A 22106-nucleotide genomic window follows, 5' to 3' on the forward strand; every position below is an offset into this window, starting at 1 on the left:
TAAAAAAGCACGCGTCCCATAGCCGGGATGCGTGCTTTTTTGCATTATGATTTCTTCTTGACCTGAGCTACATTCAACGCCATATAGATGGAGAACAACGCTTTGGTATCATCCATTTCAACACCCAGGAGGTCACTGATCTTTTCCAGCCTGTACCGGAGGCCGCTGATCGACATCGCCATCGCCTTTGAAGTTGCATTGATGCTCATGCCGTTCTCGATGTAATATTTCAGAGTATCGGTCAATTCATCATGCTTGTCGGCCTCCAACAGATCCCCGATCTGGCTCTCGACGAACCTGTTCAGCATCGACTGATCGGAAATCTGGAACAGCAGCTTTTCCACACCGAGATCGTCGTAATAGAGGATATTGCCCCCGCTGTCATCCGTCCTGGTGTTCAGTGCAATTTCCGTCTCTTTATAAAGATCCGGGATGGAACGGATATTGTTCTCAACGGAACTGACGCCTACATCGAATTTGTAATTTTTATATTTTTCTTTGCAGTGCTTGAGCAGTGCGTTGATCATGCCCGCCTTATCCTTCATCATTATATTATCCGGCCGCTCTTCAAGTGCAACGATCAATTGGCTGAACTTATAGGAGGCAAAAGTTTCAATGCCCCGTTGCTTGAAGAACAGGTTGACGTGTTTCAGCACCTTCTCATTCGCTTCTATCTCAAGATTCAGCTCGTCTTCGTTACCTATCTTCTCCATCGTGAAGACCCAGTAATCCCCTTCCGGATCGAAATCGAGGTACTTTGCGACCTTGTACAGTTCATCCTCATCCATTTTTTCATCGAGAATATCAGCAAGGAAACTCCTTCTGATATTCTGGGCTGTCTGGATCCGGATATTCTCATGGAGCAGCACTATGGAGGCGGTGAGCGAAGTCTGGTCTATGATCATATATTCAAGCGGTGTCGGCCTGCTTCCCCCGGTATAGATGAATGAACAGTAGCCCCGGATTTTATTTTCAAAGTAGATCGGGGTCCTGAGCAGCCCTTCACCGCCGGATAATTCGAAGAAATGCGTGACCCTTGTATCCAGTTCACTCAGATCGAAATCGATTGTTGTGCCATTGCACTTTGCTGTAATATTGTGATTCTCATCTTCGATGAAAATCGGCAGACCTGTCGTGTTATGCAGCAGTTCGGCGATGTTCTCAAGCTCCTTTTTCGACAGGATGATTTCCATCATCTGCTTATGGACATCATGTGCCGTCGTCAAATAATCCCTTTCCCTTTTCAGTTTTGCAGTGACTTCATCAAGCTCCTCTATGACACTCGAGGACTGGTAATATGTGTTTTCATGCTCATCTGCGCCCCAGTCTTCAATGGGTTTGCAGACCATTTCACAGTTATCATCCCCCACCGCCATGCATTTCGTCTCCTTGACGAGCATCGGCCGGCCGAGTGCACTGGATAAGTAACCGCTTGCAAAACCGCAAAGCGTATGGCAGACCGGCTGATCGGCGGGCCCCGCAAATTCCAGCTGCTTTTCAACTTCATACGAGTTGTACCAGGCGGCACGGATGTAGTTCATTTCCTCTTCATCATCATATTTCATCTCTTCGACGATGACATCATCCAGATGACCGTGCATTTTATGAAGCATCGGGCCGGCCCTCACAAGTTCCTCTTCACTTTTCCAGTTCAGTTCCCTCATCTTCTGCCCTTCAGTGACGCCTGTATGCCAGCCATATCTTATAAATACGCCCTTCGTCCGGTCCTCCCCGATGCTGAAGACCAGCTCCTGCCTTAAAGCATGCAGCGCGGAGACCGGTATGCTCACTGTGCGGTTATGGAAGATACGGGACAGCTGATCGTCCGGCAGCTTCAAAACTTCCTCCAGATCCCTCACTTCATTTCTTTGGTCATTCACATTGTAAGTCATAAACCAAGCACCCCTTTGTAAAATATGTCGACTAGACAGAATAGATTTAATTATTAGTATATTCTGTACTAATCATACTACCTTTTTAGCATAGTTGATAGCTTATATTTACATTCAGCCGGTGGTAGCATGTAAGTATCCTATCCAGAGGGCACATATCAGAAATCACACTGAGTTGGTAGCGATTTCATTATAGGCAGTAGAAGCATATTATGCAATCAATAGCACACTCGGATAATTATTAAAAAAATTCAAGGAGGCAATTATAATGGAAGATCGTCAATTCAGAAACGCAATGGGTAAATTTGCTACAGGTGTCAACGTAATCGCAACGGAGGTGGATGGTGAAGCATACGGCATGACGGCCAATGCATTCATGTCCGTCTCACTCGATCCAAAGCTCATCGTCATTTCAATCGGAGATAAAGCAAAAATGCTCGAGCGCATCAGGGAGAGCGGCAAGTTCTCAGTCAACGTATTGTCATGCGAGCAGCAGGAAGAATCCATGCGCTTTGCAGGCCAGAAGCAGTTCGAGGACAAGTTCGAATTCGGTGAACTCGCAGGTGTGCCGGTCGTTGAAGACGCGGTATGTCAGCTGTCATGCGAAGTGTACAACGAGCACACGGAAGGGGATCACGTCCTCTTCATCGGCAAGGTCAACGACCTGACATTGACCGACGGCGAACCGCTCATCTTCAACTGCGGCAAGTACAGGGAGCTCAAAGAACTGGAACTGGAAGAAGTCAGATAGACGCACTTCACTTTTAAGGGGGATGTTGGAAATGGAAATCATACACCTGAAAGATACCAATCTGCAGTATTGGCAAACACGTTCAAGGGAAAATGTTGTCGCACTCGGCTTTTTCGACGGGGTGCATAAAGGTCATCAACATGTCATTGATACAGCCAAAGCAGCCGCGGATGAGAAGAGCGTATCGCTCGATGTCATGAGTTTCTTTCCTCATCCCAAGACAGTGCTCTCAAACGGCAAAATCGTCGTCCAGTATCTGATGACGCTGGATGAAAAGGCGAAAGCATTGGAAGCGATGGGCGTGGACCGGTTCTATATCGTCAATTTCACCAAAGCCTTCGCCGCGCTGCCGCCGGAGGAATATATCGAAGAATATCTCTACAAGTTCGGTACGGTGCATGCCGTGGCAGGATTCGATTTCACATACGGTTCCAAAGGGGCAGGCACGATCGGCACGTTGTACGAGACATCCGGCCGCAGGATCACAGCGACGGAAATCGGCAAAGTGGAATGTCACGGCGAGAAAGTGAGCTCGACACTGATCCGGGAGATGATCCTCACCGGGCGCATGCAGAAAGTGGAGGAGTTGATGGGCAGGCCCTTCACCACCCACACCCGCATTTCAAACGGCTACTTTCAGCATCAGCCGGCATTCATACTGCCGGAGAGCGGCTACTATGACGTGATGCTCGAATCACGGTTCCACAAGCTGAAGTGTACATTATATGTAGATAATGAGAACAACCATATCGGCTTTACCGACAAGACGCTGTTGAAGCATTTCAACAACAGGAATATCAAGATCACATGGTTCAATAAAACAGCTGCATTTGCGTACAAGCAATATGCCACCGTGTAGAAGGAGATCAGCATAATGCCAGATATCAAGAAATTAGCAGATGAAATATATGAAGCAGAAAAGACGGGCGCACCCATCCAGCCGCTCACCAAAAGGCATCCGGAGCTCACAGCTGCGGATGCTTATGCGGTCCAGCTGAAATATGCCGGACGCCGGATGGATGACGGCGCGGTCGTCAAAGGCAAGAAGATCGGCCTGACGTCCAAGGCTATGCAGGAGATGCTCGGCGTCGATCAGCCGGATTACGGTCATATCTTCGATGATATGATCTACAAGGAAGGCGAGAAAATCGATGTCGGCCGGTTCATCCAGCCGAGGATTGAATTCGAGATCGCCTTCGTGCTGAAGGCAGACATCGATGCAGAGAATATCACAGCGGATAATGCAGCGGACTACATCGATTACGCGGTGCCGGCTGCGGAACTCATCGACAGCCGGATCGCCGACTGGAAGATCAAGTTCGAGGATACGGTATCCGACAACGGCTCCTCCGCCGGTGCACTGCTCGGCGAAAAGCAGCTGAAGCTTGACGATATCGACCTGCCGGCAGAACGGATGGAAATCTTCAAAAACGGCACGAAGATCGATGAAGGCTACGGCAGCGCGGTGCTCGGCAACCCGCTGGAAGCTGTCGTCTGGCTTGCGAAGTCCCTCGACGAGTACGATATCGGCTTAAAAAAAGGCGAGGTCGTCTTGGCCGGGTCACTGACCAAAGCGATGGACGTGGAAGCAGGCGATGTATTCGAAGCACATTTTGAGAATCTTGGCCCGGTCAAGGTTGAATTTTAAATTGAATTTAAATGAACGGACCTCAGTTTGACTGAGGTCCGTTTTTTACTTTCATATACATTTCCCTGAATTTTTCCCTCGTGAAGATCACCGGCACCGGGTAGAGCGGATTGGCTTCGGCATACGAATGTTCAATCATCTCATCTATATCATCCTCTTCGATTTCGGGGATCGCCTCCCTGATGCCGAGGGCTTTATTCAAATCCCGGATATGTTCTATGAACTTCTGCGCTTTTTCTGCGTCTCCCTGCCCGTCCCGGGAGATTCCCGCTGCATCCGCAAGCCCTGCAAGATCCTTATGGGCCGCTCTTCCGTACTCTTCAAGGATATAAGGCATGATGATTGCATTCGCCTCACCGTGCGTCACCGGATACCGCGCGCCGATCCGGTGCGCCATCGCGTGGACGTTGCCGACGTAACCCCTCGTGAACGTCCGCCCTGCAAGGTATGCCCCGTACAGCATATTATCGCGCGCCTTTTTATTATTCCCATCGCAGTAAGCAATAGGCAGATTCTCGAACAGAAGCCGGATCGCCTCTTCCGCCATGCTGCGCGTCGCTTTCGTATTGCTGCGGTTGATGTAGGCTTCGACGACATGGCTCACTGCATCCATCCCGGTGTGCGCAGTGATCTCGGGCGGGAGGCCCGTCGTGAGTGAGGCATCCAATACGGCGATTTCAGGCACGAGTGCCGGGTCCATGATGGCGTACTTCGCCCTGCTCTCACTGTCTGTGATGACCGCAGCAAGTGTCCCCTCACTCCCCGTGCCGGCAGTCGTCGGCACCGCGATCACCGGCGGCAGTTTCTTGCGGACTTTGAGCAGACCGTGATACTGTTTAAGATTCTTGTGTTCCGCATCCACCATCACCGCAGTCCCCTTTGCGCAGTCCAACGGAGAACCGCCGCCGAAACCGATGATGGCGTCACAGTTGTTTCCATTATATATATCAGCCGCTTCGATGGCGTTTTGATCGGTCGGATTCGGCACCGTACCGTCGTAGATGAAATACTCGATATTCTGTGACTTGAGGTCTTCAAGTAAGTCGTCCATCAGTCCGAGGTTTCTGATGCCTTCATCCGTCACGATAAGCACTTTATTGTAATTCCTTGCTTTTAGAGTTTTGGGAAGAAGCTCGAGCATCCCCTCCCCGCGCAGCAGTACCGGCGGCTTCCAATCAAGGAACTTCACCGCCTGTCTGAGGATCGCCTGATAGGTCCGGGCGTAGGTTTTGTAGATTTTGTTCTCCATCTGATCACCTGTCGTTTTTTATAATGCTCTTTCCCTTCGGATGAATGCTTCTAACATGCTGTGGTGTGTAATTTATTGGTATAAAGGGTAAATTGTATGTAACATTTCTTTAGGAGTGATATTGATGCTGATGCGGAAGTTTCTGATGACCGGCGGACTGTCGGCTGTTGTGGTGCTTGGTGCCTGCGGCGGTGAAGAAAATATCGAGACGGACACTGAGACCGAGCCGATCGAGCAGGAGGACAGAGGCGAAGATATTGAGGAAGAAGAAGGCGAAGACGATACTTCGACGGAGTAAGGTGATCCGGCCGGCACAGGAAGTGCCGGTTTTTTGCTGGTGCGGCGGCATAACTTGGTTGATTGAAAGTGACTTATTTCATTACTTCCACTAATATACAATATGTCAGCAAAAGAAACCCGACAAGACAACAAACTTATTGGGTCACACTATTTATAAATATAAAACGCACGGAGATATCTCTCGTCTCTGCGCCTCGAGCAGCCGAGATTAAGATGGGAGTAGAGGCAAGAGAATCTATGACAGGGATTGCAATATTACTAAATGGTGTAACCTTTCATTTTTCTTCAATTTTTGCTGTTATGTATTTGAGAGTAACTACATTAAATTATTTATAACATCGATATGATATTTTACCTACTAGGACAAAACTGTTTGCTCTTTCAAGAAGTTTATTATTAGATGAATCTCTTATATAATCTTGAATCCTTCTTACGAAATCAATATTATGGTCAGAAATCTCTACATCTAAATATGTTCATAAATCGACTAAAATACCTTTTAGTAATGATGGTAAATCATTAATTAATGTAATACTAGAAATAGTATGGATTCCTCCCTCCTCTTTGAACCTATTTATTGATATAATATTGGAAACGAAGGAAGTTTAATATTTCTATAATATTTTGAATATCCTGATAAATGAGTAGATTGAAATATCATAAGATAAAACTAATTCATTAAATTTTAAAGAAACTACTTACTTTAAGACTTCTTAAATTGCTCCAGCAGATGTATGAATAACATCGCTCAAACTTATGTTATATTAATGGTCAACAGTTCAGTCATAATTTGGACGACTGCCTAGAGGTGTATTAATTACGAAGCCTTCTATAAAAGCTAAAACCCATTAACTTAAGAAATTTTAAAATTACTTATGAAGGTCATATCCTTTTAAATTCACTCAGTAAGTTATCAAAGGATATATTAAATAAACCCTTATCTGAAAGGAAACAGATGTAAGTTCCCTGTGATTCAAGCTGTGAAATCATAATTCGAATTCTAATATCAGCTTTAAATCTTCTTCGTTCACTAACTGGATTTGCAGTACTTCTATATCCAACACTTATATGACAAATTTTCTATTAACAATTGATATCAAAAATAACTACCTTGCCCTTCAAAACTAAGATGTTATTGAAAACTATTGAGGCTTCACAATATTTTATCATGAAAGGAAGAAAAAGATGTCAGCTAAAAAGGTGAATAACAAACTAAAAAAGTCAGCAAGCACTAAACGGAATTTTGGTACAAAAAGACCACCAGCTAAACCTCCTAAAAAAGCAGGTAAAGGCAAAAAAAGTTAATCCTCTATATCAACATGAAGTACATAGTATTTTAGTTTATTTACACTATCAAGAACAATCTGGGCTTTTTCAAAATTTTCGTCACACTGCTCATTAAAGAGCTCTACGACTTCTTCAAATTCGCTTCTTTCATTTTCCTGTGGGCCATAAAATTGCAGTATGTCATCTTGTCCTATATATCTAACCGGCCCCTCAATAATGTTATTATTTTCAAAATCAAACACATAAACATAAGGTGTATAAGTTTCAAAGTTATATGTGGTTATTGCCTCACTTAAGGCTGATTTTGAATCTTGAAAAAGGGACTTGTTAAAATTAATTTTATTTAATGGTTTAATAATTAATGGCAATATCCAAAAACCTAGGATTACTGCTACAAGTAATGAGGTCCCAAAAAATGCCAACAACTTTAAACCTAACCTCAGATATTGACTATCCGGTATTATCTCTCTTATAGAATCAATAGAAATTATAAAACTTAAAGCAATCAGGGTGAGAGCAAAAACTAAGACAGTATAAAGAGAAATCAAATATACTTTATTATGAACATTATATCTATGTTCCGAAATTAGAACTTTTTTATATAGAATACTATAGACTATAAATCCGGGTACGCCAGATGTAATTAGCATCAAGATTATGTCCAAGTGATAATCACCGTCCTTGTATATTTATTTTATCAATAATTAAGACCTATTACTTACACTAGGGTTAAAAATTTTTTAGTAGTTTCATGTGCTTAAGTAGGCTATTTTTGTGGAATCATAATAAATACATAAATAATGAATTGAAAATAGCGAAAGAGAATTAATGAGATAGCAATTAAAAGATTACCTAAAACAGTAGATCTATTCTTTCAATCTTATTTAAAATATATAAGGAAAAGCAGTTTCAAGGTATAAGAAAAGAGAAACAAGAAGCTTTGTTTTTGCAAGAGAAACCGGTCATCTTTAATTTCCAGAGCTCAATATAAATAATTTAATTGATTTATTTGAGAGAATACCTCAGACATGACTTAATCTATAATCATTCAAATAGTTATATCTTTGTTATTGATACATTAGCTCGTATGTACAAATATGTGTATTATTGTCGTCCTCAAAATTGTGTCTACCGATACTCTGCCTTGAAGACTAAAAAAGACATAAAAAAAGCTCCTTAAGACGTCGTTACATCAAGAGGGTTGCACTTAGATTACACTATTATTATTCTTCTTATATGTAAAGTGGATTAAAAAGCGTTTAGATTTAACCACGATGTTGTGATACCAATTCTTTCCGGACTATCTGTGAAATATTCATCCTTAGATTGTTTATCCTTAATTAGAAAGTTAATATCTTAACCTTTGTATAATCTTAGTCATTCTATCTACATCCCGTCGTGTTATGACTCCCATGTAAGAGCTTGTTTTAAAGTTTAATTTATATTCTATCTTTGGTGGTGTCCTTAAAACAATATAAGAAAGAGTTGGCATCAATTTTTAAGATTTCTCACTCACTATATGCGTTTTAAGCGTCTTAATCCTTGTAAGATAAAGATTCCCGGTTATTAAACCATCCAACGCGCGGCATCCTCAGCAGTCGGACTTTACATAAATCAAAAAAGGAAAGTTTTGCATGCTTACTCGGGTTGAGTTATTTCTTTGTAATAATGTTTCTGCATCTTTTTAAGGTGCCTGCTTTATCCGATTCTTCTTTATTTCAATGTTTTATAAGACATCTTAACTATATTGGCATAATAGTGATTATTATGTATCACGGAATTCCCTTTCATAAGAGAAGTTATCATCATCCGTAAGTTGCCTACCCAGCTGCTTCACTTCGATATGCCCTTGTTGAGATTGTATCAATCTCTTATTGGTCTTGTCTGTTTCTCAAACGACTTTATGCCTCTTCTCTTGAAAAGTTAATTTATCAAGAGCCTCAGTGTTCTCTTTCATACGGTCGTTCTGACTGTGTGGGATTTCTCGAAAGAATACATAAATATTATATATAAATGAATTATTTTTATTCCGATTTTTCATTTATATATCCATAATCCAGTGACTCTTTCCGGTATTTGTAAAATCTTTTCTCTGATATACCCATTCCATCTAAAATCATATTTAAATGAAAATATGCCCTGCTACTGTTGCGAGTAAAAGAAGACAGGTATGATTTTATAACTTTTGCTTCAGGACTGAACCGATCACCCCTCATTAATATTTTAGGAATTAAACCATAACTGCCGCCGTCATACATACCTCCTTATATAGTTTCTTTGTTCATAGCATAACTCCGAATCCCTCGATGATCTAAATAATAATATCGCTGAAAATCAATTTTAGAGGTCGTATAATGTTAGTTATGGTATCTATACAACCTCATAAATTGAAGTAAGATAACACTCATGAACCGCCTGCACTCGGCTTTTTTATTGTTCCTTCTGCTCTTCCAGGTGCTTCATATTATGTTCCTGAGCAATCTCTATCAAGCTTCTTAACTGTGCAAAGTTACTATTCATGTAGTCGTTAGTGTTTGATTTGCCGGAATATTTATTCAACATCTGATAAATGCTCTCCACCTCCTCCATCTGTAGCTCGACATGTATGAGTAAATGGTGCAGTTGCTCCTTGTTTATTAAAAGATCATTAACTTCATTTTCTCTTTCGATATACTTCTCTCTGAAATACTTTACGTCAGATAGTTTGGTTTCATTGAATTTGTTCATCTCAATTTCTTTATAATTCATTATTACTACTCCCCTCGTCGATAATTTTTAATAATTTGAATGGTATAAAAGCTTCCTTCACTTCATTTCATTTTCTTCAATATTGTATTTTTAAATCCTAATTAAACCAATGCATTTCTAAGTCTTATAAGCTTTAAGAAAAATTCTATACATTTTAATCGTCTCCTTTTGATATAATTTAATTAATTTATTTATGAGGTGATACTAGTGGAACAAGACATAATGACATGGATTACTCTTATAGCTGCAGTAGCTAGTGCAGGGTTTTCAGGTTGGGCTATATTCAGAGATATCTTAAAAGATAGAATCAAAATTGAAATTTCAAATGTGGATGTCATAATGGACAAGGTAGACAAACAAGTCAAATATAGCTTTTATGTAAATAATTTATCTGAGCATCCAATTGTAATAACCGACGTTAAACTTTTTAAAAATGATAAAGAATTATTGGATAATGGTCATGATCCGAGTCCTAATAAGGTCCCTCTAGGGCCTCCAGATATATTTACTGGTCAGCAACGTTATTCTGAATTTCCAAGGATTGGAATGGACAGTTCAAATTTCGATAGTGATTTGGTTCTCTTCCCTCATGACTCTGTTCATCTCTCGTATTATTTAGATGAATCTCCTAATCGATTAGAGATTTATACATCAAAACCAAAACAATCTAAACATTCTATTAATGTAGACTTCGAAAAGGAATTGGATAAAGAGATTAGAAAATTGGTTAAATCTAAACAATAGCTAGCTTCAATTTTATCTGCTTTATTTACATTCAACTCAATCTGTTGTGCCAGTCCTTCTTTCAAACATGTCATCAATTCTCTTTTGTCCTACGGGTCGGTGCCTTCATACCGTTTACATACTTTCATTTTTATCGCCTCATCTCTGTATATACTTTTAATACTCTAAGATGGTTAGTCATACATTTTGGACTACTCATGACAGTGCTTCCTCAATGTTGGCATTAAAGCGCCCATGGACCATTTCGGCTACTCTAATTACAGGACATCTTACATATATATACCCATGTTACGAAGAAGATGAATGAGACAATGATAGAGAAATTTGAAAAAGAGAATTACTGGCCCTTGGGATTGATGTTTTGCCAGGTATTTCTTTGATACAATTAAAGCATTGAACATGGAGAGGATGCTATATATTGGAATGGTTTGAATGGGCTTTTGTTATACCAATAATCGGGTGGTTAATTAGAGAAATTTGGGCGAAGATTTCTCAAGATAAATTTATAAGAAAACAAGCTAATGTGGAGCATGAATATTATCAAAAGCGACTATTATTTGATAGTAAATATGATTTGTATAAAAGCGTATATGCTAAAATGAAGTACTATCACGGGAGTCTGGCAGCATTTAATCCCGATCATCTCGAAAGAATATTATTTTCAGTACAGAAGGATGCAATAGAACATTACAAAGAATTTTTGATTGACAATGGTGCCCAAGAAAATGAATTAAACACCTTTGAACTGGATTACAATAGAGAAGAGAATAAAAGAATCGCAGCTAATTTTGATATGACTATGCAAAAAATAGAAGACGGCAGGAGAGATTTTAACAATTATTTGACTATAAATGAGTTCATGTTTAGTGAGGATGAAATTAAAATTATTAGAGCCTTTACTAATTTAGGAATGAGAACGGAACAAATACTATATGATGCTGAAAATATTCTCGAAAAGCCTTTGGAGGAGCAATATAAACTTTTGCTTGATCACTTAAATACAGGTTATAAAAAAAATACTACTGGAATGTTGAGTTTAATTTCATCTTTTGAAAAGACTATAAGGGAAAAACTGAGTCTCTAGACACCTTCTTATAAGGTGTCTTTTCTATGGAACCTCTCACACTTTGGCCCGAAATTGCCCTGAAACCGATATTTAGACAAAAGAAAAAGCCCTCAAACCATTGGTTTGATAGGCTTTATGAACATATATACTATTATGCTTCTTCTTTAACGTATGGTAACAATGCCATGTGACGTGCGCGTTTGATCGCTACAGTCAATGGACGCTGATACTTCGCGGAAGTACCTGTTACACGTCTAGGAAGAATTTTGCCACGTTCTGAAATGAACTTTTTAAGCATTTCTACTTCTTTATAGTCGATGTGCGTAATGCCGTTTGCTGTGAAATAACAAACCTTTTTACGACGACGACCGCCTCTTCTTGGACCTGCCATGAGAAAAGCCTCCTTTAATTACAGATTGTCTGGTGAGCCTCGTGTGTGTGGTCGGCTCATGACCTTACGAATCCATAATTTCGTTCATCACGTGTGAATATGTCCTGTGTGTATGTGCACGATTAATAATACAATATTGAAGGGTCATTGTCAATATACACAATTATGATTCATTCGCTTTCACGCGGATGAACATCAGCATGAAGAAGGACAGGATGACGATGACGATCACCCATGCCCAGGCGAGTGACATGTTGCCGGATTGGAGTGCGACGTATATCGCGGTGGGCAGTGTCTGCGTGCGCCCGGGGATATTGCCCGCGATGATGATGGTCGCACCGAATTCCCCGAGCGCCCGGGCGAAGCTTAAGAGCGCTCCTGTGATCAGGGCCGTCCTGGCAAGCGGCAGGGTGATCCTCGTGAATACCTGCCAACGGTTCGCCCCGTCTACCCGCGCGGCGTTCTCTATATCTTCATTGACATTGAGGAATCCGCCCTTCGCTGCCTGGTACATCAGCGGGAATGCCACCACCGTGCTCGCAGCCACCGCCGCATACCATGTGAATATGATGGTGTCGCCGTAGATCCACGCGATCGCCTCCCCGACGACGCTGTTGTTTCCGAACAGCACGAGCAGCAGGAACCCGACGACCGTCGGCGGCAGCACAAGCGGCATCATCAGCACCGTCTCGACGACGATCTTCCCTTTGAAATCATTCCTCGCCATAAAGCGCGCAATGATGATGCCGAGTATCAGGACGATGACGAGCGCGATAAAGGCGACCCGTAGGGAAAGCAGCACCGGCGTCAGGAACTCCTGGGCCGTGATGTTACTGGACAATAAAACCATATTCATTGAAAACCTCACCGGCTTCTTCACTCTGCATGAACTCGAAGAAGGCAAGCTGGGCCGCTTCATTATCCGTATCGTTCATCATGCCGAGGGGATATACGATCGGCGAATGGGCATCTTCCGGTGCCGCATCCACCACATCGATCCCGTCACTCATCATCGCATCGGTATGATACACCATCCCCGCATCGGCATTGCCGGTCTCGACATAGTTCAGCACCTGCCTCACATCTTCGGCATAGACGAATTTCGATTCGATTCCTTCCATTATATCCATGTTTTCGAAGGCCTCGACGCTGTACTCGCCTGCAGGCACGGATTCAGGGTTACCGATTGCGATCTGATCTGCGTTTTCCAGATCATCAAAAGACGTCAACGAATCACTGTCCGACGGTACGATCAGAACGAGCTCGTTTGTGAGCAGATCCACCGAATTTTCCTCATCGATGTACCCTTCATCCATGACCTCCTGGAAGTGATCCACATTGGCCGAGAAGAATAAATCCACCGGCGCCCCCTGAATGATCTGCTGCATCAGTGCACCCGAGCCGCCGAAATTATAGTCCACCGTGACATCCGGGTATTCTTCATTGAAAAGTGTGGTGATCTCCCCAAGCACATCCACAAGGCTCGCTGCAGCAGAGACCGTGATTGTACCTTCAACATCAGTTGCCGTGTCTTCAGGCGCTTCTTCGGGCGATTCAAGCGTCGTATCCGTCGAATCCTCATCATCTATGATATTTTCGTCCACTTCACCGTTCCCGCATGCCGCAACAATGAATACGGCGAGGAACAGCATCAAAAACTTCAATCCATCTGCAAATTTCATTTACCGGAGCCTCCTTTCACTGAGTTTATTTTATTCAAGTATATTGGTTTGGTTTATCAAAGTAAATCATGGAGGGGAGCTCCATTTGACAATACCCGCAATTTATATCGCTTTACCCGCACCAGTCCCTCCCCTACAATTGAATGAAGAATAAATTTAGGGGGATTATGATGACGAATGAAAATGCAGTGGAAAGAGAAGCGGGCGCACAGTTCAACCTGAGCGTGATGAGCGACGACTTTGCCGAAGTGATTTTAAGTGCCCTGGATGCAGTGGATGCGAAGAAAGTGTGGATGAAGACGGATGATGTGGCAACCGCTGCGACCGGCAGCATCGCGGATGTATTCGACGTGGTCAAGGCCATCTACCTGAATGCGTCAAAGACCGGCCTGCATGTGGAGATGAGCGGGAACATCGTCCTTGGCGGCTGCAACACGGGAGAGGATGAGAATGATAAAAACGAAGTCCGCCTGAATGATGAGACATCTAGACGGATTTCCCAAAAGGCGGGCTGCAGATTTTCAATCTATCCCCTCGGCGAGACAGGTTATATTGAAAAGATCACAAAATCAGTGGAGAAGCTGCCGGATTACGGTGTCGAGGTCAGCATGGTGCCTTTTGCGACCCGTATCGACGGTGAAGTGAATGATATTTTTGAAGCTCTGGAAGCGACATTCACCGAGATTCAGGAGACGAGCGAGCACGTGGTCATGCCTTTCACGATTTCGTGCAACAGTCCGTCAAACCGATGAACATGAAAAAAGCGCAGGTCCCAAGTGACCTGCGCCTTATTTTATACGATCGACAACATTCTCTCGAGGCTCTCCTTGGCGTACCGTGACGTTTCCCCATCAACTTTTATCAGATTCTGCGTATCACCAGCCACAATCTTATCCAGACACCATGCGAGGTGGGGCAGGTCGATGCGGTTCATCGTCAGACACGGGCACATGATCGGATTGAGCGATTCGATATGCAGATGCGGGTTTTCCTCCTTCAGCCGGTTCACCAGGTTCATTTCCGTGCCGATTGCCCAGCTTGTACCCGGGGCGGCATTATTGATCATGTCGATGATGTACTTGGTTGAGCCGTCATAATCCGCCATCTGTACGACTTCATGCGTACATTCAGGGTGTACGAGGACATTCACATCCGGCATCCTCTTCCTGATATTCTTGATATGTATGGGCCAGAATTTCTCATGGACGGAACAGAACCCTTTCCATAAGATGATTTGGATATCCCTCCTGTCCCCCTCGAACTCCAGCCTGCGGTTGACGGGATTCCACACAGCCATCCTGTCCAGAGGCACCCCGAGTTCAAAGGCCGTGTTGCGCCCGAGGTGCTGGTCCGGCAGGAATAAAATCCTCCGACCCTGGGCGAGCGCCCACTCGATGACTTTTTTCGCATTGCCGCTCGTCACGCATGAACCGCCGCGTTCACCAACGAAAGACTTGATCGCGGCACTCGAATTGACATAAGTGAGCGGCAATACACTTTCCCCGAAAATTCCGGTCAGTTCCCTGTCGCAGATAAGGGCCTGATCGATGTTTGCCATATCAGCCATCGAACAGCCAGCATTCAAATCCGGCAGATAGACTTTTTGATGATCCGCAGTCAGTATATCAGCCGTTTCCGCCATGAAGTGCACCCCGTTGAAAATGATGTATTCCGCCTCATGCTCTTTACATATACGTGCAAGCTGCAGCGAGTCTCCCATCACATCCGCAAATTGCGCCACTTCATCTTTTTGGTAATGGTGAGTGGGCATGAAGAGTCTCGCACCCATTTCCTCTTTGATGCCGGAGACTTTTTTCTCCAGTTCCTCCGTCGTTGCCTCCAAATAGTATTCAGGTATGCGTTCAGGCACCTGAGTCATTATATTCATGTCATTTAACCACCTTTAATGTAATATCCAGCGCTTCCTGATGATGGAAAAGCGCGCCGACCGATATGTAGTCCACACCGGTTTCCGCATATTCTTCGACCGTGGCCAGGTTGATGCCGCCGGAGGCTTCCGTTTGAATATGTGCCGGCACCAGATGGATGTGTTCCCTGATCCATCCGGGCGCGCAATTATCGAACATGACGATGTCGACCTCATTGTCCACGGCTTCCTTCAGCATTTCCACGTTCTCGATTTCCACTTCGACCTTGTCCATCGGCCCGGTCAGCCTCCTCGCCCGGTCGACTGCTGCGGTCACCGAACCCATGAAATCGATATGATTGTCTTTCAACATCAGTCCATCGTTCAATGTCCGGCGATGATTCCGGCCGCCCCCGGCGATGACCGCATACTTTTCGAACATGCCAAGGCCCGGTGTCGTTTTTCTCGTATCAACGATTTCAGCCCCTGTGCCGGCAGCCTTCTCCACATACTCACGCGTCTGCGTCGTTATTCCCGACATTCTCTGGACGAGGTTTAGCACCGTCCTTTCCATCGTCAGGATTGCCCGGACGCTGCCGCTGATCCTGGCGATGGTATCCCCTTCACTGACTGCCCCGCCATCTTCCAGCAGCACTTCGACTTCCATATCCGGATCGATCATCCTGAACCCTTCTTCTATGATTACGCTCCCCGAAAAGTAGCCACTTTCCTTGGCTTTCATTTCCGCACGACCGGTCAGATCCGTGTCAAAAATCTGTGTGGAAATATCACCATGATGATTATCTTCAATGTAGAATTGTTTGAGCTTTTCCCTGACGTTCAATATATTGAGCATCCATTTTTCCCTCCTTCATACTCACGACCGTGTCCATTGGCGGACCGGGGGCGGCGTCCGGGAAGTCTGTTCTGCGGTGGCCGCCCCTCGTCTCTTCACGAAGCAGAGCAGATTTCACCACGGCTTCGATCGTCTTCATTTCAGCATGGACTTGAAAATTTTGATTCGTTGCGGTGCCTGTTCCCGCCGTATGATGTGCCTCTTCAATTAAATGGAGAAGTGTCTCAAGCTGACCGCCATTTCTGATGATTCCTGCTGCACTCATCGCCCGCTCCTTGATTTCATTGAACATGGATACATCATATACCGGCACTTTGACCTCGCCTGTAAAGATCTTGTTTTTTGGTCTGTGCATTGTCTTGTTGATCTTTTCGGCCGCCTTCCTGCCCATCACGAGCGCCTCCAGCAATGCATTGCTGGCCAGGCGGTTCGCACCATGAAAATGTGTGTTCGCCGTTTCCCCGATGACGTATAAGTTCGGAACCGCTGTGCTGCCGTCGATGCCGGCCACCGCTCCGCCCATCGTGAAATGTGCACCCGTAGCCACGGGGATCCGTCCCTTTTTCAAGTCCGCTTTGAAATGCTTTTTGACATTTTCATGGATTACCGGGAAATTTCCCGGGAAATCCTTCACACCGCCGATATCCAGATATATCTGTTCACCTTTTAATGCCCGCTTATGAATTTCATAACTCGTTACATGTCTCGGGGCCAGGTCTTCAAGTGGATGCACATCCTTCATGATCCGTCTGCCGTATCCATCTCTCAGCACGCCACCCGCACCCCTCACCGCTTCAGAGACCAATCCATACGTCTGTCCGGCCGTGCCGAGCAATGTCGGATGAAACTGGACCATTTCCATCTGCCGGAGTGAGATTCCAGCGTCAAAAGCGAGTATATGACCACTGCCCATCCGGGGTGACGCACCGGAGTTTACAGTGTAAAGTCCGCTGAACCCACCGGTCGCAAGGATGACCACATCACAAAAATGCTGGTGCTGCACATCTTCACTGTCCACAGTCACCACCCCGGCAGCCCCATCCTCACCGGTGATTACTTTGATCACCGTCTCACTTGTATGTATTTCCATCCTGACCCGGTCTATTCCTTTCGCGAGAAAGCGGCACAGATGTTCACCCGAACGGTCCCCGCCTGCATGGAGGATCCTCGGCGAGTGATGTCCGCCTTCCAAAGCAAAATCCAACCCGCCGGAGTCATCCTCATCAAACGCCATTCCCCCGGCAATCATTTCTTCTATCAGCGGATGGCCTGCCCGGATCATTTCACCGATCACTTCTTCTGAACCCAGTCCATCACCCGCTGTATATGTGTCTTCAACATGCCCCGCCCCGCCGTCGCCCTCCCTGCCCGAGTGGCAGATGCCGCCCTGGGCCAGGTGGCTGTTATTCTCTTCCATCCGGTCTTTTGTGAATAAAACCACTTCTGCTTCCCCATCCAGATGACGGATGCAGCTGAGCGCGGCAAGACCGGCACCGACAATGATTATCTTTTTCATAGTTTACACCTTTATTTACAGTATAGTTTACATTAATATAGACATTAAAGGAAAAACAAAAATAAATCAAGGAGATTCATATGATATATTTCGATAATGCTTCAACCACCCGGGCGTCAAAAGCAGTTTTAAAAAATTATTTGGAAATATCCGAAAAGATGTATTTCAACAGTGAAAGCATCCACGGTGGCGGCCTCGATACAGCGTTCATACTGGACAATGTCCGCAATTATATCCGTGAATATTTCAATACTGATAAGCATGTCATCTTCACACGGAGTGGTTCACATTCAAACGATATCGCGCTTCAATTGCTGCTTAAAGACAAAAAAGCAAATAAAATATTGGTGTCGCCCTATGAGCATATGTCCATTTCAGCGAGCCTCCATCACTACAGCCCCCTTTACGATATTGTTCATATGCCGACGACACATGACGGTGAAATTGATATTGAAACACTCAAAGACATGATGGCAGATACACAATGCATCATTTCCGCCCATGTCCACTCTGAGACCGGCTACAGGCTGCCGGTTGAAAGGATTGCCGAACTCGCCGCTTCGCACCGGGTTCCTTATCACATTGACGGCGTGCAGGGCATGTACGATAAACTGGAGCTCGATGTCCTGTGCACCTCACACAGCTTTTCGGCACATAAAATTCATGGTGTCAAAGGGGTGGGCGTGCTGATGGTGGATTATGAACACCTCACACCGCTCAACCCCCATTTCCACCATGAATACGGCACACAGAACGGCACCTTGGACGTAGCGGGTATTGCGACGATCATCCAGGCCCTTGAAGAAATCGGCGACCCCCGCCCCATTAAAGAAATGAGGGACCAGTTGAACACGTCTCTCTCTGCCTTGGGTCTCAGAGCGCTGGATCTGAATCATCATGCGGATCACATCTCGAGTTTCATCGTGCCGGGTATGGAGGGCCAGTACCTGATGCAGAGCCTCTCCAGCAGGAACATTTATATCTCGACAGGCAGCGCATGCGGCCACGGTGTACTTGTCAGCCGCGGCCTCGGGAAACTGATCGCTGAAAGATATGGTGCATCGGCGGATCAGTATATACGTATTTCATTATCACGGTATAATAATATGGAGGAAGTTCGGCAACTGACCGGATATGTAGAAAAAATCGTCAGGGAGGAATGAGCATGAGTAAGGCAGAACGGCGCCGCCGGAGTATACTCGAAGATCTGATGCGGACGGATGCTGCCGTCAGCGGTGCATCACTCGCAAAAAAGTATGATGTATCACGGCAGATCATCGTCAGGGACATCTCCATTTTGAAGTCGCAGAAGCATGAAGTGGTCTCCACCAGCAAGGGATACGTATACCAGCCGGCGGGTGAAAAAGGAAGGCCGGTCAAGAGGGTCATCGCCTGCCGGCACAAGTTCAGTGAGATGGAAGACGAACTGTCACTGATCCTGGATAACGGCGCGATGATCGATGACGTGAGCATCGACCATCCCGTCTACGGTGAACTCGTCGGGGAGCTGATGATTGAAGATGCCGGAGAGCTGCAATCTTTTCTGAAATTGATGGACAGCAATAAGAGCAGGATGCTCGCAGATTTGACGGATAATGTGCATCTGCACACGATTTCCGCCCATACCGAAAAGATTTTGGATAACGCAGTGGATGATTTGAGACGACATGGATTTTTGTTGGAATGATGTGGACAATAGGGTGAAAAACCAGGCCCGGCAGATGCCAGTGATGAATAAAATAGCAATAATTTTCATAAAAATAAGTGTTAATATTTCAATCCTTTGAATATTACATTTATAATGAATGTAAGTCTGATTTCAGAAAGGGGTATTCATTTGGCACAACTTGCAGGACTTGGGAAGTCAGGTATTTACGTTCACCCTATCGCACTCGGGACAAACTTTGTAGGTGGACACAACTTGTATAAGAACGTGGATGAAGAAGCGGGCAAGCAGACGGTGCGCGATGCACTTGATAACGGCGTGACAATGCTTGATACGGCGCAGTCGTACGGGCCCCACCGCTCGGAGGAGCTGGTCGGTGAAGTATTGAAGGAGTATCAGAGGGACAAGGTCGTCGTGGCGACGAAAGCCGAACGCCGTGATGATGGGAACGGCGGGAAGGTCATCGACAACAGTCCGGAGTTCCTGAAGCAGAAAGTGGATGAGTCGCTCCAGCGCATGCAGCTCGATTATATCGACCTGTTCTACATCCACCATCCTGATCCGGAGGAGAAGACGCCTTTTGATGAAGCGGTCGGTGCATTGAAGGAAGCGAAGGATGCGGGTAAGATCCGTGCCATCGGGGTGTCCAATTTCACACTTGAACAGCTGAAGCAGGCGAATAAGGATGGCCATGTCGACGTCATCCAGAATGAGTACAATTTACTTAACCGCGAAGCCGAGAACGGCATGTTCGAATACTGCAAGGAAAATCACATCACCTTCATCCCGTTCTATCCGCTGGCGGCCGGGCTGCTTGCAGGTAAGTATGATGCAGACTCCAAGTTTGATGATCTGCGTTCAAAGCTGCCCTTCTACCAGGAAGATCAGTTCAGGGAGAACCTCGAGAAGGTGGAACAGCTGAAAGAAGTTGCGGCAAAGTATGAGGAAGACGTGGCCCAGATTGTACTTGCGTTCTATCTGACACGCCCGTCCGTCGGCGTCATCATCCCGGGGGCCAAAAGAGGCGCCCAGATCAAGGAGAACATGCGGGCTGCTGACATTGAACTGAAGGATGAGGATATTCAGAGGATCGATGAAATTTTCAGCTGATATATAAAACAAATGGGAATGGACCGGACACCGGCGCCATTCCCGTTTTGCGTTCATCTCCAATATTTCTGCCATTATCCTTGAAATTATCTAAACTCTCCCAATCTTTACAATGTTCGACCGTTATATTATCATTCTCGTATACAGTATACAAAAGGTGGTCGAACATTTTGGATAATATAAATCAAAGAGTGACGGCGCTCGAAATCCCCGGCACACGTCAATTCTCGAACAGGGTTTCCGCATTCAGGGACGGCATCAACTTCACCATCGGGGAGCCGGATCTCCCGACGCCCTATACCGTAAAGCAGGCAGCCATCAAGGCGATTGAAAACAACCGGACCGGTTATTCACATAATGCGGGTCTGTTTGAATTAAGGGAGAGCATATCAAACTTCTTCAAGGATGTCTATGGCGTCAAATATGACCCCGAGGATGAAGTCGTCGTGACGACGGGTGCAAGTGAAGGGATCAGATCCGTTTTCGAAACCATCCTGAACGAAGGCGATGAAGTCATCATCCCTGCACCGTGCTACTCGGCCTACGAACCGCTCGTCGACCTGCTCGGGGCAAGCGTGAAATATATGGATACGTCGGATACTGACTTCGTGCCGGACCCGGCACAGCTGAGAAGCATGATGACCGATAAGACGAAGGCCGTCCTCCTCAACTTCCCGTCCAACCCGACGGGCAAAGTGTTATCCGAAGAAGAGATGGCACCGCTCGTCGAGGAGCTTGCAGGCCATGACATCTTCGTCATCGCGGACGAGATCTACAGTGAGATCACTTACGATGCGAAGCATACTTCATTTTCGGAGTATCCGGAGCTCCGTGACAAGCTGTTCCTCATCCATGGACTCTCTAAATCACATTCGATGACGGGATGGCGGCTCGGCTACGTCCTCGGGCCCGCCGCTTTGATGCCGTATGTTTTGAAAGTGCATCTGTACGATACGATCTGCGCTTCGCTGCCGAGCCAATATGCAGCTATCGAGGCGCTGGACAACAGCCGCCACAGCCCGCATGAAATGGCCGCCGTCTACCGGGAAAGGCGTGATATGATCATCGAAAGGCTGACGGCCCTCGGCTTTGAAACGAAAGTGCCGCAGGGTGCGTTCTACGTCTTCCCTTCGATAGAGAAGTTCAACATGACTTCGTTTGATTTTGCGGATCAACTGCTTGAGAAGGAACACGTTGCGGTCGTTCCCGGCAGCGGCTTCACGGAGTTCGGGGAAGGTTTCATCCGGATCTCCTATGCCACTTCAATCGAGAACATCAACGAAGGGCTGAAGCGCATCGAGAGGTTTATCAACGCACTTTAATGAATCTGGAG

Annotated in this window: 21 protein-coding genes; 11 read left to right on the forward strand and 10 right to left on the reverse strand. The window is 45.4% G+C overall.

The window, feature by feature from the left end:
- Positions 1–44 precede the first annotated feature (44 nt).
- The gene (locus LPW40_RS07270) at positions 45–1892 is read right to left on the reverse strand and encodes a XylR N-terminal domain-containing protein (protein ID WP_230821569.1); all 1848 of its coding nucleotides are present in this window, start codon (positions 1890–1892) and stop codon (positions 45–47) included.
- Between the two features lie 268 nt (positions 1893–2160).
- On the opposite strand from LPW40_RS07270, the gene LPW40_RS07275 reads away from it, so the two are divergent.
- Genes LPW40_RS07275 through LPW40_RS07285 form a run of 3 tightly spaced genes read left to right on the forward strand, consistent with a single transcriptional unit; the run spans position 2161 to position 4291 of the window.
- Positions 2161–2643, forward strand: a complete 483-nt coding sequence (locus LPW40_RS07275; RefSeq protein ID WP_230821570.1) for a flavin reductase family protein — start codon at positions 2161–2163, stop codon at positions 2641–2643.
- A 31-nt stretch (positions 2644–2674) separates the two neighbouring features.
- Positions 2675–3502: an FAD synthetase family protein gene (locus LPW40_RS07280; RefSeq protein WP_230821571.1), complete on the forward strand. Its 828-nt coding sequence runs from the start codon at positions 2675–2677 to the stop codon at positions 3500–3502.
- 15 nt (positions 3503–3517) lie between these two features.
- On the forward strand, positions 3518–4291 hold the full coding sequence (locus tag LPW40_RS07285; RefSeq protein ID WP_230821572.1) for a 2-keto-4-pentenoate hydratase: 774 nt from the start codon (positions 3518–3520) through the stop codon (positions 4289–4291).
- Between the two features lie 22 nt (positions 4292–4313).
- Here the strand turns inward: LPW40_RS07285 and LPW40_RS07290 are convergent, their stop codons facing one another.
- Positions 4314–5540, reverse strand: coding sequence for an iron-containing alcohol dehydrogenase (locus LPW40_RS07290; RefSeq protein WP_230821573.1), 1227 nt, complete (start codon positions 5538–5540; stop codon positions 4314–4316).
- A gap of 124 nt (positions 5541–5664) precedes the next feature.
- On the opposite strand from LPW40_RS07290, the gene LPW40_RS07295 reads away from it, so the two are divergent.
- On the forward strand, positions 5665–5838 hold the full coding sequence (locus LPW40_RS07295) for a hypothetical protein (protein ID WP_230821574.1): 174 nt from the start codon (positions 5665–5667) through the stop codon (positions 5836–5838).
- A gap of 1303 nt (positions 5839–7141) precedes the next feature.
- On the opposite strand, the gene LPW40_RS07300 is transcribed toward LPW40_RS07295, so the two are convergent.
- Both LPW40_RS07300 and LPW40_RS07305 read right to left on the reverse strand, forming a co-directional pair.
- Positions 7142–7792: a hypothetical protein gene (locus LPW40_RS07300; RefSeq protein WP_230821575.1), complete on the reverse strand. Its 651-nt coding sequence runs from the start codon at positions 7790–7792 to the stop codon at positions 7142–7144.
- Between the two features lie 1765 nt (positions 7793–9557).
- Complete coding sequence (locus LPW40_RS07305) at positions 9558–9875, reverse strand: hypothetical protein (protein WP_230821576.1); 318 nt, start codon at positions 9873–9875, stop codon at positions 9558–9560.
- Between the two features lie 207 nt (positions 9876–10082).
- Between LPW40_RS07305 and LPW40_RS07310 the strand changes: the two genes are divergently transcribed.
- Both LPW40_RS07310 and LPW40_RS07315 read left to right on the forward strand, forming a co-directional pair.
- Positions 10083–10619: a hypothetical protein gene (locus LPW40_RS07310; protein WP_230821577.1), complete on the forward strand. Its 537-nt coding sequence runs from the start codon at positions 10083–10085 to the stop codon at positions 10617–10619.
- 418 nt (positions 10620–11037) lie between these two features.
- The gene (locus LPW40_RS07315) at positions 11038–11703 is read left to right on the forward strand and encodes a hypothetical protein (protein ID WP_230821578.1); all 666 of its coding nucleotides are present in this window, start codon (positions 11038–11040) and stop codon (positions 11701–11703) included.
- Positions 11704–11836: 133 nt separating this feature from the next.
- On the opposite strand, the gene rpsR is transcribed toward LPW40_RS07315, so the two are convergent.
- The 3 genes from rpsR to modA form a co-directional block, all read right to left on the reverse strand.
- Complete coding sequence (gene rpsR, locus LPW40_RS07320; RefSeq protein ID WP_097041737.1) at positions 11837–12076, reverse strand: 30S ribosomal protein S18; 240 nt, start codon at positions 12074–12076, stop codon at positions 11837–11839.
- 163 nt (positions 12077–12239) lie between these two features.
- Positions 12240–12926: a molybdate ABC transporter permease subunit gene (modB, locus tag LPW40_RS07325; protein ID WP_230821865.1), complete on the reverse strand. Its 687-nt coding sequence runs from the start codon at positions 12924–12926 to the stop codon at positions 12240–12242.
- The gene (modA, locus tag LPW40_RS07330) at positions 12907–13758 is read right to left on the reverse strand and encodes a molybdate ABC transporter substrate-binding protein (protein ID WP_230821579.1); all 852 of its coding nucleotides are present in this window, start codon (positions 13756–13758) and stop codon (positions 12907–12909) included. The genes modB and modA overlap by 20 nt, the downstream gene beginning before the upstream one ends.
- A gap of 170 nt (positions 13759–13928) precedes the next feature.
- Here modA and LPW40_RS07335 point away from each other — a divergent pair, with 170 nt between their 5' ends.
- The gene (locus tag LPW40_RS07335; protein ID WP_230821580.1) at positions 13929–14510 is read left to right on the forward strand and encodes a Ykof family thiamine-binding protein; all 582 of its coding nucleotides are present in this window, start codon (positions 13929–13931) and stop codon (positions 14508–14510) included.
- 41 nt (positions 14511–14551) lie between these two features.
- Here LPW40_RS07335 and nadA read toward each other — a convergent pair whose 3' ends face one another.
- The 3 genes from nadA to LPW40_RS07350 are packed head-to-tail and all read right to left on the reverse strand — an operon-like array spanning position 14552 to position 17997.
- The gene (nadA, locus tag LPW40_RS07340) at positions 14552–15646 is read right to left on the reverse strand and encodes a quinolinate synthase NadA (RefSeq protein ID WP_230821581.1); all 1095 of its coding nucleotides are present in this window, start codon (positions 15644–15646) and stop codon (positions 14552–14554) included.
- Between the two features lies 1 nt (position 15647).
- A complete protein-coding gene (nadC, locus tag LPW40_RS07345; protein ID WP_230821582.1) occupies positions 15648–16481 on the reverse strand; it encodes a carboxylating nicotinate-nucleotide diphosphorylase in 834 nt (277 codons plus the stop codon).
- On the reverse strand, positions 16432–17997 hold the full coding sequence (locus LPW40_RS07350; protein ID WP_230821583.1) for an FAD-binding protein: 1566 nt from the start codon (positions 17995–17997) through the stop codon (positions 16432–16434). The genes nadC and LPW40_RS07350 overlap by 50 nt, the downstream gene beginning before the upstream one ends.
- 80 nt (positions 17998–18077) lie before the next feature.
- Here LPW40_RS07350 and LPW40_RS07355 point away from each other — a divergent pair, with 80 nt between their 5' ends.
- The 4 genes from LPW40_RS07355 (at position 18078) to LPW40_RS07370 (ending at position 22095) form a co-directional block, all read left to right on the forward strand.
- Complete coding sequence (locus LPW40_RS07355; protein WP_230821584.1) at positions 18078–19160, forward strand: cysteine desulfurase family protein; 1083 nt, start codon at positions 18078–18080, stop codon at positions 19158–19160.
- A 2-nt stretch (positions 19161–19162) separates the two neighbouring features.
- Complete coding sequence (locus tag LPW40_RS07360) at positions 19163–19684, forward strand: transcription repressor NadR (RefSeq protein WP_230821585.1); 522 nt, start codon at positions 19163–19165, stop codon at positions 19682–19684.
- A 150-nt stretch (positions 19685–19834) separates the two neighbouring features.
- Positions 19835–20773 carry an aldo/keto reductase gene (locus LPW40_RS07365; protein ID WP_413775996.1) on the forward strand — a complete coding sequence of 313 codons (939 nt, stop codon included), beginning with the start codon at positions 19835–19837 and terminating at the stop codon, positions 20771–20773.
- Between the two features lie 170 nt (positions 20774–20943).
- A complete protein-coding gene (locus LPW40_RS07370) occupies positions 20944–22095 on the forward strand; it encodes an aminotransferase class I/II-fold pyridoxal phosphate-dependent enzyme (protein WP_269063278.1) in 1152 nt (383 codons plus the stop codon).
- Positions 22096–22106: the final 11 nt, after the last annotated feature.

Origin of the sequence: Salinicoccus halitifaciens (assembly GCF_021026095.1) — a bacterium.
In the GTDB taxonomy this organism is placed as follows: Bacteria; Bacillota; Bacilli; order Staphylococcales; family Salinicoccaceae; genus Lacicoccus; species Lacicoccus halitifaciens.

Bases quoted from the DNA above. Each gene is read 5' to 3' on its own strand.
- LPW40_RS07270 (WP_230821569.1), bottom strand. From the start codon at position 1,892: ATGACTTACAATGTGAATGACCAAAGAAATGAAGTGAGGGATCTGGAG.
- LPW40_RS07275 (WP_230821570.1), top strand. From the start codon at position 2,161: ATGGAAGATCGTCAATTCAGAAACGCAATGGGTAAATTTGCTACAGGT.
- LPW40_RS07280 (WP_230821571.1), top strand. From the start codon at position 2,675: ATGGAAATCATACACCTGAAAGATACCAATCTGCAGTATTGGCAAACA.
- LPW40_RS07285 (WP_230821572.1), top strand. From the start codon at position 3,518: ATGCCAGATATCAAGAAATTAGCAGATGAAATATATGAAGCAGAAAAG.
- LPW40_RS07290 (WP_230821573.1), bottom strand. From the start codon at position 5,540: ATGGAGAACAAAATCTACAAAACCTACGCCCGGACCTATCAGGCGATC.
- LPW40_RS07295 (WP_230821574.1), top strand. From the start codon at position 5,665: ATGCTGATGCGGAAGTTTCTGATGACCGGCGGACTGTCGGCTGTTGTG.
- LPW40_RS07305 (WP_230821576.1), bottom strand. From the start codon at position 9,875: ATGAATTATAAAGAAATTGAGATGAACAAATTCAATGAAACCAAACTA.
- rpsR (WP_097041737.1), bottom strand. From the start codon at position 12,076: ATGGCAGGTCCAAGAAGAGGCGGTCGTCGTCGTAAAAAGGTTTGTTAT.
- modB (WP_230821865.1), bottom strand. From the start codon at position 12,926: ATGGTTTTATTGTCCAGTAACATCACGGCCCAGGAGTTCCTGACGCCG.
- modA (WP_230821579.1), bottom strand. From the start codon at position 13,758: ATGAAATTTGCAGATGGATTGAAGTTTTTGATGCTGTTCCTCGCCGTA.
- LPW40_RS07335 (WP_230821580.1), top strand. From the start codon at position 13,929: ATGACGAATGAAAATGCAGTGGAAAGAGAAGCGGGCGCACAGTTCAAC.
- nadA (WP_230821581.1), bottom strand. From the start codon at position 15,646: ATGAATATAATGACTCAGGTGCCTGAACGCATACCTGAATACTATTTG.
- nadC (WP_230821582.1), bottom strand. From the start codon at position 16,481: ATGCTCAATATATTGAACGTCAGGGAAAAGCTCAAACAATTCTACATT.
- LPW40_RS07350 (WP_230821583.1), bottom strand. From the start codon at position 17,997: ATGAAAAAGATAATCATTGTCGGTGCCGGTCTTGCCGCGCTCAGCTGC.
- LPW40_RS07355 (WP_230821584.1), top strand. From the start codon at position 18,078: ATGATATATTTCGATAATGCTTCAACCACCCGGGCGTCAAAAGCAGTT.
- LPW40_RS07360 (WP_230821585.1), top strand. From the start codon at position 19,163: ATGAGTAAGGCAGAACGGCGCCGCCGGAGTATACTCGAAGATCTGATG.